Annotated in this window: 12 protein-coding genes; 4 read left to right on the forward strand and 8 right to left on the reverse strand. The window is 63.8% G+C overall.

Translation table 11 applies throughout. The features are described 5' to 3' along the window. Positions 1 to 62: 62 nt before the first annotated feature. Positions 63 to 3,167 carry a TonB-dependent receptor gene (locus ABT392_RS19515; protein ID WP_334279828.1) on the reverse strand — a complete coding sequence of 1,035 codons (3,105 nt, stop codon included), beginning with the start codon at positions 3,165 to 3,167 and terminating at the stop codon, positions 63 to 65. 391 nt (positions 3,168 to 3,558) lie between these two features. On the opposite strand from ABT392_RS19515, the gene ABT392_RS19520 reads away from it, so the two are divergent. Both ABT392_RS19520 and ABT392_RS19525 read left to right on the forward strand, forming a co-directional pair. Beyond that, positions 3,559 to 4,077 (forward strand): GNAT family N-acetyltransferase, encoded by a 519-nt coding sequence (locus tag ABT392_RS19520; protein WP_334279829.1) that lies wholly within the window; start codon positions 3,559 to 3,561, stop codon positions 4,075 to 4,077. 23 nt (positions 4,078 to 4,100) lie between these two features. Next, a complete protein-coding gene (locus ABT392_RS19525) occupies positions 4,101 to 4,319 on the forward strand; it encodes a hypothetical protein (RefSeq protein WP_334279830.1) in 219 nt (72 codons plus the stop codon). Positions 4,320 to 4,350: 31 nt separating this feature from the next. Here the strand turns inward: ABT392_RS19525 and ABT392_RS19530 are convergent, their stop codons facing one another. Next, on the reverse strand, positions 4,351 to 5,427 hold the full coding sequence (locus tag ABT392_RS19530) for a hypothetical protein (protein WP_395384856.1): 1,077 nt from the start codon (positions 5,425 to 5,427) through the stop codon (positions 4,351 to 4,353). A gap of 129 nt (positions 5,428 to 5,556) precedes the next feature. Between ABT392_RS19530 and ABT392_RS19535 the strand changes: the two genes are divergently transcribed. Next, positions 5,557 to 6,537, forward strand: coding sequence for a helix-turn-helix transcriptional regulator (locus tag ABT392_RS19535; RefSeq protein ID WP_334279832.1), 981 nt, complete (start codon positions 5,557 to 5,559; stop codon positions 6,535 to 6,537). 8 nt (positions 6,538 to 6,545) lie between these two features. Here ABT392_RS19535 and ABT392_RS19540 read toward each other — a convergent pair whose 3' ends face one another. Further along, complete coding sequence (locus tag ABT392_RS19540) at positions 6,546 to 7,160, reverse strand: cob(I)yrinic acid a,c-diamide adenosyltransferase (RefSeq protein ID WP_334279833.1); 615 nt, start codon at positions 7,158 to 7,160, stop codon at positions 6,546 to 6,548. Between the two features lie 37 nt (positions 7,161 to 7,197). Continuing rightward, the gene (locus ABT392_RS19545; RefSeq protein WP_395384855.1) at positions 7,198 to 7,452 is read right to left on the reverse strand and encodes a hypothetical protein; all 255 of its coding nucleotides are present in this window, start codon (positions 7,450 to 7,452) and stop codon (positions 7,198 to 7,200) included. Between the two features lie 98 nt (positions 7,453 to 7,550). Between ABT392_RS19545 and ABT392_RS19550 the strand changes: the two genes are divergently transcribed. Continuing rightward, positions 7,551 to 8,975, forward strand: a complete 1,425-nt coding sequence (locus ABT392_RS19550) for an FAD-binding oxidoreductase (RefSeq protein ID WP_334279835.1) — start codon at positions 7,551 to 7,553, stop codon at positions 8,973 to 8,975. Between the two features lie 361 nt (positions 8,976 to 9,336). Here ABT392_RS19550 and ABT392_RS19555 read toward each other — a convergent pair whose 3' ends face one another. The 4 genes from ABT392_RS19555 to ABT392_RS19570 all read right to left on the reverse strand — a co-directional run bounded on the left by ABT392_RS19555 (position 9,337) and on the right by ABT392_RS19570 (position 15,456). Then, positions 9,337 to 10,935, reverse strand: coding sequence for a SpoVR family protein (locus tag ABT392_RS19555; protein ID WP_395384854.1), 1,599 nt, complete (start codon positions 10,933 to 10,935; stop codon positions 9,337 to 9,339). After that, the gene (locus ABT392_RS19560; protein WP_464970849.1) at positions 10,932 to 12,218 is read right to left on the reverse strand and encodes a YeaH/YhbH family protein; all 1,287 of its coding nucleotides are present in this window, start codon (positions 12,216 to 12,218) and stop codon (positions 10,932 to 10,934) included. Before ABT392_RS19560 ends, ABT392_RS19555 begins: the two co-directional genes overlap by 4 nt. 18 nt (positions 12,219 to 12,236) lie before the next feature. After that, complete coding sequence (locus ABT392_RS19565; protein ID WP_334277970.1) at positions 12,237 to 14,159, reverse strand: PrkA family serine protein kinase; 1,923 nt, start codon at positions 14,157 to 14,159, stop codon at positions 12,237 to 12,239. Between the two features lie 394 nt (positions 14,160 to 14,553). Continuing rightward, the gene (locus tag ABT392_RS19570; protein WP_334277969.1) at positions 14,554 to 15,456 is read right to left on the reverse strand and encodes a ParB/RepB/Spo0J family partition protein; all 903 of its coding nucleotides are present in this window, start codon (positions 15,454 to 15,456) and stop codon (positions 14,554 to 14,556) included. Between the last annotated feature and the right edge of the window lies 1 nt (position 15,457).

The raw sequence follows: 15,457 nt of genomic DNA on the forward strand, positions 1-15,457 counted from the left end.
CTTGCGCAACCGGGCCTTTGTTATTGACTGGCTTCCCTTTCAGGAGGCCAGTGCCAAGCTCATCAGAACTTGTGGTTGTACTGAGCCGAGAACATCACGGCGCGAGGAGCCGTGTAGTTCTGGATCATCTGCGACTGCGAGTTGATGGCACCTGCGGCCGTGTTCAGCGCTTCGTTCACAGCCGTGGGGGTCTGCTCGTTGAAGATATTGAACACGTCGGCCTTCAGGGTCAGGCCCTTGAACCAGCCCGGCTTGTACATCAGAGCCACATCCAGGCGCTTTTCCCAAGGCAGGTAGCCCAGACCACCGCGACCCGACGCGCCAGGGCAGGCGAAGAAGATCGAGCCGTAGCCGCTGCTCAGACCCAGCGGATCCTGTGCCGGCGGCAGGATGGACGTGCAGGAACGCGGACGGCCCGATGCAATCAGCGCATTGCCGCTGATCGAGATCTCGTCGTTGATCTGGTACACGCCGTAAGCCTTGATCTGATGCTTGCGCATGTTAGGCAGCGGACCCGTGGAGTTGATCATGTTCTCCGGGAAGTCCCACACCGAAGTGAAGCCCACATCGGCCTGGCCGTTGTCAGACTTCTGCTGACCTTCGGTGTTGCCGGTGCTCTTCGCGCGGGTGTAGTTGATCTTGGCGTACCAGCCATTGCGCATCGGGTGTTCCAGCGTGAAGTCCACAGCCCAGTACTGGCGCTTCAGGCCTTCAGGGAAACCGAACTCGTTCCATGGGATCGTGACGGTCTTGTAGTTGCCCGGCGAGACTTCCACGTAGAACGTGTTGCTCTTGCCTGGGTTGAACAGCGCGCCGTGCCAGTTGTTGACGACGTAGGCGCCTTCGGCCGGTGTCAGGTACTTGGCGAACGGACGGCCATCAGACACGTCGTCGATCGAGCTCTTGAGCTTGCGCACATTGAGGCGCATGCCACCCGTCCACTCGGTGCTCAGTGCCTTCTCGAAACCGATCGTGAACTCGTCTTGCGTGTTCGAATCGATGTCGAGTGCGGCAATCGACTTGCCCACCGGCGGCACGCCGAACTCGTTGTTGGGCGAGTAGTCGTTGCTGATGGACTGCATGCCCAGCGGCTTGCCCGTGACTGGGTCCACACCGGTGTAGGTGTAGAAGTGCTGGGTGTTGAGCGAACCGCCGGCAAAACGCACGGCCAGGTTGGCCGGGATCTGCAGGTGGTAGCGACCGGCCGTACCGTAGACCTTCAGGCTGGCATCACCATTGACGTCCCATGCTGCGGAGAAGCGGGGAGCGATCTGGCGATCCTTCTTGATGATGGTTTCGCCGATGGTGTTGTAGTTCGTGAACTGCTCGTTACGCAGACCGAAAGTCAGCAGCAGCTGCTTGGTCATCTGGTAGCGGTCTTCGATGTACTGCGCAGCCTGCTTGACACGCGGGTTGGCACCCACGGCCTGATGGTTCTCGCTGACGTAGTAACCCAGCGCACCCAGCGGGCTGCCGGTGCTTGCCGGCGTGGCAGTCATGCCGGCCGACAGAACGGTCGGGTTCGGCGACTTCAGGTAGGTGTAGTTGCCACCACCAGCGGCGGACGTGCCGTTGGCTGCCTTGATGTCGTTGGAGTCCACACCGCCGCGCAGCGTGTGCTGCGAGCCGATCTTGTACTCGATGTCGAAGCGGAAGCCCAGGTTCTTGTCCTGTGCATCATCACGCAGCAGGGCAGAGACGAAGCCCTGCGTCTGGGTCGGGATGTAGTTGATGCCAGGTGCGCGGTTTTCGATCGCGGCGGTCACCGGATACAGGCCTGGCACATAGCCCAGCGGGGTCTGCTTGCGCTTGGTCTTGCTGGTACCCACCAGGGCCTGCACCGTCAGGTCGTCGGTGATGTAGCCGGTGTACTTCAGGATGTTCAGGTCAGCGCCCTGACCAGCCGACATGGCAGCGCCGGTGGCCGTCAGGAAAGGCACACCTGCAGCGTAGTTCTCGAAGTCGGCGCCGCCGGCCACGATGTTGTTGTGCTGCAGCGTGTTGTAGTCGAAGCCGCTGTAACGATCCTTGGTCTTGGTCGTGTCGCGGATGCCGGTGAACTCCAGATGGTGATCATCGGTGATGTTCCAGTCCAGCTTCAGCAGCGTGCGGGGGACCGTGGATTCTTGCTTCAGCCAGCCTGTGGTGCCGATGCCGGTGGCATTGGAGGCCAGGCGGGTGCCTTCCTGTGTGCGCTTGCCGATTTCGGTGCCGAAGTAGAAGAACAGCTTGTCCTTGATGATGGGGCCGCTCAGCGACAGGTTGTAGATCTTCTCGGTCTGCGTGTTCGAGCCGTTGTAGTAGAAGAGCTTGCCGTCGGTGGCGGGCAGGCCTGGGTTGGCGTAGACGATGTCCTTGGCCACCGAGCGCAGCGTGTTCGGGGCCCAGGAGAAGCCGCCGTTGAATTCCCACTCGTTGGTGCCGGACTTGGTGGTGATGTTGATCACGCCACCAGTCGAACGGCCGAATTCAGCGCCGTAGCCGCCAGTGATCACGCTGGTCGAAGCGATTGCGCCGAAGGGCAGCGAGGAGTAGCCGACCTGGAACATGCCGTTCGTGGCCGTGAAACCGTTGATGTAGACCGAGTTCTCCGAAGAACCCGAGCCGCCGAAGCTGGCGGCATTGTTGCCGTAGCGGAAGTCGGCCTTGGTGGTGTTCGGAGCCAGCTGGACCACCGATGCCACCGAAGGTTGCACCGGCAGTGCGGCCAGTTCCTTGGACGTGAACACGGCGCCGCTGTTGGAGCGCGAGACGTCGATGGTCTGGCGGCGGCCCGTCACGCGGACGGTTTCCAGGGAGGTCGTGACGGCAGCACCGCCGAAGCGCAGCTCCACACCTTGACCGGCCACCACTTCGATGGTGTCGGTGCTGGTCACCTTGCCGCCAATGGTCAGCTGGGCGCGATAGGTGCCGGGCAGCAGGGCCGTGGCGTTGAAGCTGCCGTTGGTTTCCGGCGTGATCGTGCGCTTGGCGCCGGTCGCGACGTTTTCCAGCACGATGACGGTGCCGGCGGCTGCAGTGACCTGGCCGTAGACGTTACCGTTGGTGGTGGACTGAGCGTAGACAGCGGTGCCGGACGTCAGTGCCAGGCCGACAGCAACGGCCACAGCTGAGCGACGCAGCAGCGCGCCTGCATTGAGGGGGGTCACCCCATTTGTACGATTCATAACCTCTCCGATTCGTGAATGAAAGTCGAGGGGCGTTGTGCGCCCAGACGCCTGGAATTGCGGCCAGCGTCACGCCGACGACCGACGAGTTTCATTGCAGGTGCATTTCTTTGTCACCCCTGCAAACCCAACGATTCGGCGCGAAAGCAACGCCGTCCATGGGCATTTGAAGTGCTTTGTCACCGAAGAGTTGGGTCGATGACTTTGTTTGAGGCTTGAAGTACCTGTGTCTTTTGGCATGGGCGGGTGCCCGGCGGCGGCACCGAAATGCGCTTTCGGCAGTGACGGGTTGGAAGCAGAAAATTTCACTCTGTCAAGCGGCCCGCGAAGGCTGCAGGGCAAGGACAATCCTGCCCTTTCGCCGACCCTTTGTTTCCCCAGTTCCTTGCCTATGTCGAGTATCCAGGTCCGCCCCGCCACCTTGCGTGATGCCAAAGCCATCGCCGAGATCCATGTTGCTGCCTGGCAGGATGCCTACAAGGATCTCCTGCCCGCCGCCACGCTGGACGGCATCTCGGTGCAGAAGCGCCAGGCCTTCTGGCGCGAGGCCATCGACTACGCCGAGCCGCAAGTGCTGGTGGCCCATCTGGACAACCAGATCATGGGCTTTGCCGGCTTTGATCGCTCGCGCGACAAGGGCACGCCGGCCACTACCGGCGAGATCTGGGCCATCTACGCCTCGCCCATCCACTGGGACAAGGGCGTGGGCCTGGCCTTGTGGGACGCCGCTCGCGACGGGCTCCAGGAAGAAGGCTGCACCAAGGTCACGCTGTGGACCTATCTGCGCAATGAACGTGCGCTGCGCTTTTTCGAGCTGGCTGGCTTCAAGCGCGAACTGGGCAGTGTGAAGACCACCGAGGTCGGTGGCGCTCGACTCGAGGAATTGCGCCTGCAACGCAGCCTGGTCTGAGGCTTGTTCGAAGCGGGCAGGCGATGAACAAGTTCGACACCTCCATGGGTGGCGGCATGTGGCGCGTCGTGTTCTACGAGCGCCGTGGCAGCCATGTGCATGTGGACAAGTCCGGCCCGTGGTTGCCGGGCAAGGGCAGGGCCAAGCAGTGGGCCGACTGGTTTGTCGGCCAGGGCTATCACGTGGCCTTGCAGGACCAGAGCGGCGCGGTCGAGAAGCTGAGCCAGGGCCTGCCCGGCTGAGCCCTGCATTCCAGTCTGGGACGAAGCGACCTCAGGACGCCGCGCGATAGCCGCGGCGCGACAGCGCCCAGCCCTCGGTGGCCATCTCGCTGCCATGCTTTTGCACATGGACGGGCGAGAGCCGCTTGGCGGCCGCGCGCTGGACCAGGTTTTCCGCCTGCTCGGCCGTGAGGCCCAGCGCAAAGCGGGTCCAGCGCTTCATCACCAGGGCATCGCCCCAGGCGTCTTCGAGCGCCCAGCGGATTTCATGCGGCTGCTCCAGGGCATCGACCTTCAAGACGCGCGGCACCAGCGCCATCACGAAGCGGTTGAAGTCGGCCTTTGACTCCTGGCTGGTCAGCAAGGCTTCCAGGCGCGACAGGCGCTGGCTCCAGCCGGGGGTGGCCAACTGGCGCGTCAGCAGGGCCTGCAAGGCCTGGATCGGGTTGAACAGGCGCAGGCGGTTCGGCGGCAGCACGCTCAAGGGAATCTGCGCGGCGTCTTCATGCGCCAGTTCGGTCACGAAGCTGCACAGCACGGCCACGCGCTGCCATTCCTGCGGGCCGAGGCCGGCAATCTTCTGGATGGGGCCCTGGCTCACGCTTTGCGCCAGCTCGGTCGCGCTGGCATGGCTGTGGCGGGCCTTGGCCCGGTTGGCCGCCGTGCTCATCAGGACCAGGTTGCCGGCGGCATAGCCGGCGTCGTCCCGAACCCGGTCGATCGAGCCCTGGCCGTCCAGCGGGCTGCGCAGGATGGGGCAATGCGTGCTGTCCAGCTGCTGCAGGTAGTTGGGCGTCAATTGCATTGCCTCGAACTGGCGGCCGCGGGCCCAGGCATGGGTGCGCAGGTGCAGCCAGAGGCTCACTTGGCGCGAGGCCTTCAGCGTGCGGGCGCCAAAAGTGGCGCGGCCGGCCTGCCAGCCTTGCAGCAGCGGCGAGGCGTTGAACAGGTGCTCGATCGGTGGTGTGAGGCCGTGGTGGGCGAAGTCCCAGCCCAGCTCGTAGCCCAGGCGGCTGTGGGCCGAAGCCTCGGCGGGCTGCCGCACGGCTGCGGCTTCCAGCCCGAGTTCGATCTGGGCATGGGTGGTGCTGGTGGCGGCAAGGGTAGCGGGGCTGGAGATCTGGGCCATGGTTGGTGCTCCTGGTTGGCGATTCGATTCATCTGGCCTGCTGTTCCTGCTTCAGGCTTGTGGCACAGTCTCGCGGCCAGGTAGCTCATGACGTGAGCCAGCAAAAACAGCCAAGAAAAACGGATCGCAATGGATCGCACTGAACGCTTCTACAAGATCGAGATGCTCATCCGCAGCCGGGAGTGCGTCAGCTTTGCGGCGCTCCTGGAGGCGCTGGAGGTGTCGCCGGCCACCTTGAAGCGTGACCTGCAGTACCTGCGCGAGCGCATGGATGCGCCCATCGAGTACGACGTCATGGCCAACGGCTACCGCCTCGTGCAGCATTGGAAAGGCCAGGCCCAGCATGAGTTGCCCGGCGTCTGGTTCAGCGAGAAGGAGTTGCACGCGCTCCTGACGATGCATCAGTTGCTGTCCAGCCTCGATGAGGAAGGCATCCTCGGTCGCCACCTGCAGCCCATGTTCGACAAGCTCACCGGCATGCTGGGCAGCGATCCGGCCGAGGCGCGCGAACTGACACGGCGCATCAAGCTGATCAATACCGCGCGGCGACGCGCGCCCTCGGCCTTTTTCGAAACCGTGGGCAGCGCAGTGGTGAAGCGCCAACGGCTGAAGCTGCGCTACCTGAAGCGGGGCCCGGGCGGTGGCGAAACGAGCGAGCGCGAGGTCTCGCCGCAGCGCCTGGTTCATTACCGCAACACCTGGTACCTGGATGCATGGTGCCACCGCAGCGAGGGCCTGCGCCGTTTTGCGCTGGATGCGATGGAAGCGGCCGAGCCTTTGCAGGACAAGGCCCGCACGCTGTCGGTCAAGCAACTGGAAGAGGAGCTGGACCGTGGCTACGGCATCTTTGCCGGCGGCCAGGAGCAGCGCGCCGAGCTGGTGTTCAGTGCCGAGGCGGCCGCCTGGGTCTCACGTGAGGAGTGGCATCCGCAGCAGCAGAGCGCGTGGCTGGACGATGGGCGCTGGCGCCTGCAGGTGCCTTTCGTTGACGCGACCGAACTCTTGATGGACCTGTGGCGCCATGCCGGCCAGGTCGAGGTGATGGCGCCACCGGCCTTGCGTGAAGCCTATGCCAGGCGGCTGCGCGAGGCGGTGGCAAAGCTGGGCTGATGGATCGATCAGCCGACCTTCCCGGCGGCTTCCTGCTCGGCCTTGTCGGCTTCTTCGTAGCGCTTCAGGCGGGCGCTGTTCCAGTACATGTCGTCGCCGCCCTTGCCATCAAGGTTGGCGCGGTTTAGCACGCGGGCCAGCACGAACATCAGGTCGGACAGGCGATTCAGATATTGCCGTGGCGGCGCATTGACAGGCTCGCTGCCCACCAGGGTGATGACGGTACGCTCGGCCCGGCGCGCCACCGTGCGGCAGACATGGGCAATGGCAGCGCTGCGTGTGCCCGCCGGCAGGATGAATTCCTTCAGCCGCGGCAGGTTGGCGTTGTAGTGGGCGAGGGCTTCGTCCAGGCGCAGCACAGCGCCCATCTTCAAGAGCTCGTAGCCGGGCATGCTCAGCTCGCCGCCCAGGTTGAAGAGCTCGTGCTGGATCGTGATCAGGAGCTCGCGAATGTCGTCGGGCAGCGGCTCGGCCAGCAGCACGCCGATGTTGGAGTTGAGCTCGTCCACATCGCCCATGGCCTGCACGCGCAGGTGGTTCTTGGGCACCCGCGAGCCGTCGCTCAGTCCGGTCGTGCCGTCGTCGCCGGTGCGGGTGGCGATCTGTGAAAGTCGGTTGGCCATGCGGGTGTTCTTCAGTCGTCGAAACCCGCATCTTGCCTCACTGGATCGAGCGTCTGCCGCTGCGGTGGAAGGCGGGCTTGTGCGGCATCGCCTCATGCGGGCGCGCGCCAGGGCTGTGGTGGACACGCTCCGGCGGTGGTGCGATCTCTGCGCTGCCGCGCGGCGCACCCAATATCGTCATCAGCTCACGCCAGGTCAGCAGCGGCAACTCGCTGCGAAAGGTGCTGAGCAGGGCCAGCAGAACGAGCGCCGCGACGGCCAACCAGACCAGGTTCTGTTCAATCCATTGCATGACCACACTCCTGTGCTTGCAATGCGGACATCGTGGCACTGCGGCTGGCCGCTGACAAGCCCTGCCTAGAATTGACCGAAGTCCTTGGAGATCGATTGATGAGCGCTGCCCTGTCTGCTGCCATGGCCGCTGCCCCTGCCGCGGGTCGCGCCGTGCCGCCCGCCATGCTGGCTGCGTTGGGCGATCGCTTGGGTGCGCGTTGTTCCGTCGCGCTGGCGGTGCGCGAACAGCATGGCCGGGATGAATCGCCTATCGATGCGCCGCCGCCGGACTGCGTGGTGTTTGCAGAAGCTACCGAGGAAGTGGCCTTTGTCGTCGCCCTGGCAAATGAACATGCGGTGCCGGTGATCCCCTATGGCGCCGGCAGCTCGTTGGAAGGCCATCTGCTGGCCGTGCAGGGCGGCATCAGCCTGGACCTGACGCGGATGAACAAGATCCTGCGCGTCAACGCGGAAGACCTGACGGTGACCGTGCAGCCCGGCGTGACACGCAACCAGCTCAATGCCGAGCTGCGCCATGCCGGCCTGTTCTTTCCCATCGACCCTGGCGCCGATGCCACGCTCGGCGGCATGGCGGCCACGCGTGCCAGTGGCACGAATGCGGTGCGCTACGGCACCATGCGCGAGAACGTGCTGGGCCTGCAGGTAGTGACTGCTTCCGGCGAGACCATCAGCACCGGCTCGCGCGCCCGCAAGAGCAGTGCCGGCTATGACCTGACGCGTCTGATGGTGGGCAGCGAAGGCACGCTGGGCGTGATCAGCGAGCTTTCGCTGCGTATCTATCCGCTGCCTGAGGCGGTCTCGGCCGCGGTCTGCTTTTTCCCGAGCATCGACGCCGCGGTGCAGACGACGATACAGATCATCCAGATGGGCATTCCGATCGCGCGTTGCGAGCTGCTGGATGCAAACTCGGTGCGCGCCGTCAACAAGCACGACCGGCTGGCGCTGCGCGAGGCGCCAATGCTCTTGATGGAGTTTCACGGCTCCGCGGCGGGCGTGGCCGAGCAGGCGCAGTCGGTGCAGGAAATCGCGAAGGAATTCGGTGGCGAAGACTTCGACTGGGCCACGACGCCCGAGGCCCGCACCCGGCTGTGGGCCGCTCGCCACCATGCCTACCTCTCAGCGCTGCAGATGAAGCCGGGCTGCCGCTGCGTGACCACGGACACCTGCGTGCCGATTTCGCGCCTGGCCGAGAGCATTGCCGAGTCGGTGCGGGAGGTCGAGGCGTCAGGCCTGCCTTACTTCATCGTCGGCCATGTCGGTGATGGCAACTTCCACCTGGGCTATCTGATCGACCCGGAGATTCCCGCGGAGCGCGAGACTGCCGAAGCATTGAGCGCGCAGATGGTGGCGCGGGCGCTGCGTCTGGAAGGCACCTGCACCGGCGAGCACGGCATTGGCCTGCACAAGCAGGGCTTCCTGGTCGACGAGGCCGGCGAGGGCGCGGTGGCGATGATGCGCTCGATCAAGCTCGGGCTGGACCCGCGCAACATCATGAACCCGGGGAAGATCTTCACACTGTGAAAGATGGCGGTCGGCACTTAGCAGCCACACGCTGGTTCCTTCTTTCGCGCTGCCGAGGCCATCGGGTGAGGGCTTGTGCTCCTGTCCCCCGGACCGGGCTTCGCCCGATCCTCCTCCTTTACCTCGCCCAAACCCTCACCCGACGCCCTCGGCCGAACCTGTGCCTGCCACCCGGCGCAGGCCACGGTGGTGCGGAGCAGGACGGCAGTGGGTGCCCCGCAGCGAGGTAAAGGAGGAGGCGCCGGCCGCAGGCCGGTGACGGGGGACAGGAGCGAAGGGGTGCCCGCTAGCGGCCTGATCTTCGCCGTACTTTCGAAGAAGTAGAAGGCGAACGTCTGCAACGTGCCACTTGCAGCTACAGCTAATGGGGTGGCGCGGGCACCGACCAACGCTTGGTCGTGTCGCCCTTGTCGTTGACGCTCTCCAGGTGCACGCCAAAGCCCCACAGCCGCGCCACATGCTTGAGCACTTCCTGGCCGCTCTCGTGCAAGGGCCGGTTCATGTGCTGGGTATGGCGCAGCGTCAGTGATCGGTCGCCGCGCAGGTTCACGTTCCAGACCTGGATATTGGGCTCGCGCGTTGACAGGTCGTACTGGCGTGCCAGCGCCTGGCGCACATGCTGATAGCCCGCTTCGTCGTGGATGGCGGAGATCTCGTATTCGTCTTCGGCCTCGTCATCGACGATGGAGAAGAGGCGGAACTCGCGCATCAGCCGCGGGCTCAGGTACTGTCCGATGAAACTCTCGTCCTTGAAGTTGCGCATCGCATGGTTCAGCGTGGGCAGCCAGTCGGCGCCGGCGATATCGGGGAACCACAGCCTGTCTTCCTCGGTCGGCGCCTCGCAGATGCGCTTGATGTCGGTGTACATCGCAAAGCCCAGCGCATACGGATTCAGATTGGCCATGGGCTGCTGCGCGATCACATTGGTGTGCGACTTCAGCCATTCGATCATCATGCCGTCGGTCAGGTAGCCGTCGTCGTACATGGTGTTCAAGAGGCGGTGATGCCAGAAGGTGGCCCAGCCCTCGTTCATCACCTGGGTCTGGCGCTGCGGATAGAAGTACTGCGCGATCTTGCGGACGATGCGCACGATCTCTCGCTGCCAGGGCTCCAGCAGCGGCGCGTTCTTCTCGATGAAGTACAGCAGGTTCTCCTGTGGTTCATCCGGGAAGCGGCGCGCCTCGCGGCCTTCTTCGGCCTTGTCCTTGCCGCGCGGCAGGGTGCGCCAGAGATCATTCACCTGTCGCTGTGCATGCGCCTCCCGATCATGCAAGCGCGCGCGCTCCTGGGCCAGTGAGAGCTTGGCCGGGCGGCGGTAGCGGTCCACGCCGTGGTTCATCAAGGCATGGCAGGAATCGAGCAACTGCTCCACCGCGTCCAGACCCTCGCGCTGCTCGCATTCGGCCACGAAGTTCTTGGCATAGACCAGGTAGTCGATGATGCTGGAGGCATCGGTCCACATGCGGAACAGGTAATTGCCTTTGAAGAAGCTGTTGTGGCCGTAGCAGGCGTGCGCAATCACCAGAGCCTGCATGGCCATGGTGTTCTCTTCCATCAGGTAGGCGATGCAGGGATCGGAGTTGATGACGATCTCGTAGGCAAGTCCCATCTGGCCGCGCTTGTAGTTGCGCTCGGTGGCGATGAACTCCTTGCCATAGCTCCAGTGCCGGTAATTCACCGGCATGCCCACCGACGCATAGGCATCCATCATCTGCTCGGCGGTGATGACCTCCAGCTGGTTGGGGTAGGTCTCGAGGCCATAGCGCTCGGCCGTGGCACGTATCACGTCGTGATACTCGTCGATCAACTCGAAGGTCCAGTCGCTGGGCGCGGGCAGGGGATGTTCGGGGCGCTTGAGAAGCGGCTTCATCTCCTTCAGCGGCGGCGGACGGCGACGGCCACCATACTCGTCGCCGATGTGGGCGATGCCGATGTTGCGGCGGTTCTCGGGGCTGCTCATGTTTTCGCTCCCTCCTTGCGAAAGAGGTCGCGGAATACCGGGTAGATCTGCGCCACCTCGACCGCCTTGCGCATCGCGAAGTGCGGCACCTCCTCGACGAGCTTGCCGTACTCCTCCCAGAGGTTCTGCTCGGCTTCTGCAACCTGCACATAGGCAAAGTAGCGGCACAAGGGCAGGAGCTGGTTGGCCAGGATCTCGCGGCACTTGCCACTGTCGTGGTGCCAGTTGTCGCCATCGCTGGCCTGGGCACCGTAGATATTCCATTCGCTCGGCGGGTAGCGCTCGCGGATGACCTGCTCCATCAGCACCAGGGCTGACGACACGACCGTGCCGCCGGTCTCGGTGGCGTGGAAGAAGTTCTGTTCGTCCACCTCCTGCGCCTGCGTGTGGTGGCGGATGAAAACGACGTCGATCTTCTCGTAATGCCGGGTCAGGAACAGGTAGAGCAGGATGAAGAAACGCTTGGCCAGGTCCTTGCGGCTCTCGTCCATGGAGCCCGAGACGTCCATCAGGCAGAACATCACGGCCCGCGTGGTCGGCACCGGCACGCGCACGCGGTTGCGAAAACGCAGGTCGATGGGGTCGAGGAAAGGGATCAGCTCGATGCGCCGCTTCAGCTCGGCGATGCGATCCTCGGTTTCCTTCAATGCCAGCTGAACCTCGGGCTTGCCGAGGTCTTCATGCTTGAGCAGCAGGGCCAGGCGTTCTTCCAGCTCATGCAGCTCGCGGCGCTTGTCCATGCCCAGCGCAATGCGGCGGCCCAAGGCGCCGCGCATCGAGCGCACCACATGCAGATTGGTAGGCGTGCCGTCTGACACATAGCCGGCGCGGTGGGTCTTGTACTCGGGCGTGTCGGCCAGCGTGGTGCGGGCGAGGTTGGGCAGGGCCAGGTCCTCGAAGAAGACCTGCATGAATTCTTCCTTGCTGAGGTGGAAGACGAAGTCGTCCTCGCCCTCGCCGGAATCGCTGGCCTGGCTGCCGCCGCCGCCGCCCTGGCCGCCCCGGGGCTTGCCCACGCGGTCGCCCTTCACGTGCTCGGTGTTGCCGGGGCGCACCACCTCGCGCACGCCGCCCTCGCCGTGGCCGAACACCGGCTCGCTCAGGTCCTTCTTCGGAATGTGCACGTCCTCGCCGCGCTCCATGTCACGGATGCCGCGGCCGTCCACTGCGCGACGCACCGCCTCGCGGATCTGCTCCTTGTGGCGGCGCAGGAAGCGCTCGCGGTTGCCCACGGACTTGTTCTTGCCCGAGAGCCGCCGGTCGATGATCTGCTGTAGCGACATGAAGGAAGGGCCCCGTGCTCAGGAACTCTTGCGCACGCGCAAATACCATTCGCACAGCAGCCGAACCTGCTTGGCCGTGTAGCCCTTGTCCACCATGCGCTGGACGAAGTTCTCATGCTTCTTGGCCTCATCCGCGCTGGCCTTGGCATTGAAGCTGATCACCGGTAGCAGCTCCTCGGTGTTGGAGAACATCTTCTTCTCGATCACCGTGCGCAGCTTCTCGTAGCTGGTCCAGCTCGGGTTCTTGCCATTGTTGCTGGCGCGGGCCCGCAGGACGAAGTTGACGATCTCGTTGCGGAAGTCTTTCGGGTTGCTGATGCCAGCCGGCTTCTCGATTTTCTCCAGCTCGCCGTTCAGGGCCGAGCGGTCGAAGACCTCGCCGGTGTCGGTGTCGCGGTATTCCTGGTCCTGGATCCAGTAGTCGGCATAGGTCACATAACGATCAAAGATGTTCTGGCCGTACTCTGAATAACTTTCCAGATAGGCGGTTTGAATTTCCTTGCCGATGAACTCCGCATAGCGCGGCGCCAGGGCCTCCTTGATGAAGCCGACGTACTTCTGCTCGGTCTCGGCCGGGAACTGCTCGCGCTCGATCTGCTGCTCCAGCACATACATCAGGTGCACCGGGTTGGCCGCGACTTCGGCGCTGTCGAAGTTGAAGACCTTGGAGATGATCTTGTAGGCAAAGCGGGTGGAGATGCCCGTCATGCCTTCGTCCACGCCGGCGTAGTCGCGGTACTCCTGGTAGCTCTTTGCGCGCGGGTCGGTGTCCTTCAGGTTCTCGCCGTCGTAGATCTGCATCTTGGAATACAGCGAGCTGTTCTCGGGCTCCTTCAGGCGCGTGAGGATGGCGAACTGGCTCATCATCTTCAGTGTTCCTGGTGCGCACTTGGCCTGGGCCAGCGAGGAGCCGCGGATCAGCTTCTCGTAGATCTTCACTTCCTCGCTGACGCGCAGGCAGTAGGGCACCTTGACGATGTAGATGCGGTCCAGGAAGGCTTCGTTGTTCTTGTTGTTGCGGAAGGTCTTCCACTCGCTCTCATTGCTGTGGGCCAGCACGATGCCGTCGAACGGAATGGCGCCGAAACCTTCGGTGCCCTTGTAGTTGCCTTCCTGCGTGGCTGTCAGCAGCGGATGCAAGACCTTGATCGGCGCCTTGAACATCTCCACGAACTCCAGCAGGCCCTGGTTCGCCAGGCACAGGCCGCCGCTGTAGCTGTAGGCGTCCGGGTCGTCCTGTGCATAGGTTTCTAGCTTTCGGATGTCGACCTTGCCCACGAGGCTGGAGATGTCCTGGTTGTTTTCATCGCCCGGTTCTGTCTTGGCCACGCCCACCTGCTTCAGGACGCTGGGGTAGCGCTTCACGACCTTGAAGCGGCGGATGTCGCCGCCGTATTCATCGAGCCGCTTGACGGCCCAGGGGCTCAGGATGCGATTGAGGTAGCGGCGCGGTATGCCGTACTCGCGCTCCAATGCGGGGCCGTCCTCGGCCGCGTCAAAGAGGCCCAGCGGGGTTTCATTCACCGGCGAACCCGCCAGTGCATAGAAGGGCACCTGCTCCATCAGCTGCTTGAGCCGCTCGGCGATGGAGCTCTTGCCGCCGCCCACGGGCCCCAGCAGATAGAGGATCTGCTTTTTCTCTTCCAGGCCTTGCGCGGCATGCCGGAAGTAACTGACGACCTGCTCGATCGCGTCTTCCATGCCGAAGAACTCGGCGAAGGCGGGATAGATCTTGATCGTCTTGTTGGCGAAGAGCCGCGAGAGGCGCTGGTCGTTGCGGGTGTCCACCATCTGCGGCTCGCCAATCGCTTGCAGCATGCGCTCTGCGGCGGTGGCATAGGCCAGCGGGTTGTTCTTGCACTCCGCGAGGTATTCCTCGAGCGTGAGTTCCTCGACCTTGGTGCGCTCGTAGCGGGCGGTGAAGTTCTTGATCACGTCCATGCTGACCTCCAGGGGCAAACCGTGGGGCGGCGTCGGGCAGCATGTGCATCCGGCGTCGTCTGGGAAGTTCTGATGGCGTCCTCGAACCCCGGCGGGGCGGGGGGCGTCATCAGAGCTTTCCGCGTCAGCGCGGGGGCTCGATTCAAGCTTCGTTCACAGGCGTCGAACTGATGATCTGAAAAGCCTGAGCTAAGCCCTTCAACATCTTCAATCCGTCTTGCGTTGACATCATGCTACGCCGAACAAGCCCCGTCTGCGATGGCAAGACCTGGCACCTGTTCATGGGGTGATGTTGCGGCAACGATGATGCATGCTGCAAGCTGCTTTACAGATCCACAAAGAAAAAAGCCGTGCATGAGGCACGGCCTTTCTCACATCAGGATCCGAGCAGAAATTACTGCGGACCGCGCAGCTTGTCGATCAGGCCGTTCAACTCGTCGAGCGAACCGAACTGGATGCTCACTTCGCCCTGCTCGCCGCGCTTGGTGCGCTTCTTGACATGGATCTCGACCTGGGCCGCCAGCAGGTCTGACAGCTCTTCTTCCAGGCGCAGCACGTCGCGGCTCTTGCTGCTCTTCACACGCAGCAGCGGCGTCTGGCGCGCGGCACCTTGCTGGCGCTGCACCAGCTTCTCGGCCTCGCGCACGCTCAGCTTCTTGGCGGCGATCTCGGTGGCGGAGGTGATCTGGTGAGCACCGTCAAGTGGCAGCAGCGCGCGGGCATGGCCCATGTCGATGTCGCCGGCCATCAGCATGTTCTGCACCGGCTCAGCCAGTTGCAGCAGACGCAAGAGATTGCTGGCGGCGCTGCGCGAGCGGCCGACGGCCTGCGCGGCCTGCTCATGCGTCAGATGGAATTCGTTCACCAGGCGCTGCAGGCCCTGCGCTTCTTCCAGCGGATTCAGGTCTTCGCGCTGGATGTTCTCGATCAGGGCCATGGCGGCCGCAGCTTCGTCCGGCACGGCCTTGACCAGCACCGGCACCTCGCGCAGGCCTGCCAGCTTGGCGGCGCGGAAGCGCCGTTCGCCGGCGATGATCTCGTAACGCGCATCGCCGTTCGGCTTGATCGGGCGCACCAGGATGGGCTGCATGATGCCCTGGCCCTTGATGCTCTCGGCCAGCTCGTAAAGCGAGCCCTCGTCCATGCGCGTGCGCGGCTGGTATTTGCCCGCCTGCAGCCATTCCAGCTTCAGCGTGCTGGGTTCGCCATCGCGCGCGGCGGCAGGGGTATCGCTGACCTTGGGGCCCAGCAGGGCTTCCAGACCGAGGCCGAGGCCTTTGGGTTTTTTCGTGACCATA

Origin of the sequence: Paucibacter sp. JuS9 (assembly GCF_044043925.2) — a bacterium.
Taxonomy (GTDB): domain Bacteria; phylum Pseudomonadota; class Gammaproteobacteria; order Burkholderiales; family Burkholderiaceae_C; genus JAUASW01.

Coding starts and splice junctions, on each gene's coding strand:
- ABT392_RS19565 (WP_334277970.1), bottom strand. CDS start 14,159: ATGGACGTGATCAAGAACTTCACCGCCCGCTACGAGCGCACCAAGGTC.
- ABT392_RS19535 (WP_334279832.1), top strand. CDS start 5,557: ATGGATCGCACTGAACGCTTCTACAAGATCGAGATGCTCATCCGCAGC.
- ABT392_RS19555 (WP_395384854.1), bottom strand. CDS start 10,935: ATGAGCAGCCCCGAGAACCGCCGCAACATCGGCATCGCCCACATCGGC.
- ABT392_RS19520 (WP_334279829.1), top strand. CDS start 3,559: ATGTCGAGTATCCAGGTCCGCCCCGCCACCTTGCGTGATGCCAAAGCC.
- ABT392_RS19540 (WP_334279833.1), bottom strand. CDS start 7,160: ATGGCCAACCGACTTTCACAGATCGCCACCCGCACCGGCGACGACGGC.
- ABT392_RS19550 (WP_334279835.1), top strand. CDS start 7,551: ATGAGCGCTGCCCTGTCTGCTGCCATGGCCGCTGCCCCTGCCGCGGGT.
- ABT392_RS19570 (WP_334277969.1), bottom strand. CDS start 15,456: ATGGTCACGAAAAAACCCAAAGGCCTCGGCCTCGGTCTGGAAGCCCTG.
- ABT392_RS19545 (WP_395384855.1), bottom strand. CDS start 7,452: ATGCAATGGATTGAACAGAACCTGGTCTGGTTGGCCGTCGCGGCGCTC.
- ABT392_RS19530 (WP_395384856.1), bottom strand. CDS start 5,427: ATGGCCCAGATCTCCAGCCCCGCTACCCTTGCCGCCACCAGCACCACC.
- ABT392_RS19515 (WP_334279828.1), bottom strand. CDS start 3,167: ATGAATCGTACAAATGGGGTGACCCCCCTCAATGCAGGCGCGCTGCTG.
- ABT392_RS19525 (WP_334279830.1), top strand. CDS start 4,101: ATGAACAAGTTCGACACCTCCATGGGTGGCGGCATGTGGCGCGTCGTG.
- ABT392_RS19560 (WP_464970849.1), bottom strand. CDS start 12,218: ATGTCGCTACAGCAGATCATCGACCGGCGGCTCTCGGGCAAGAACAAG.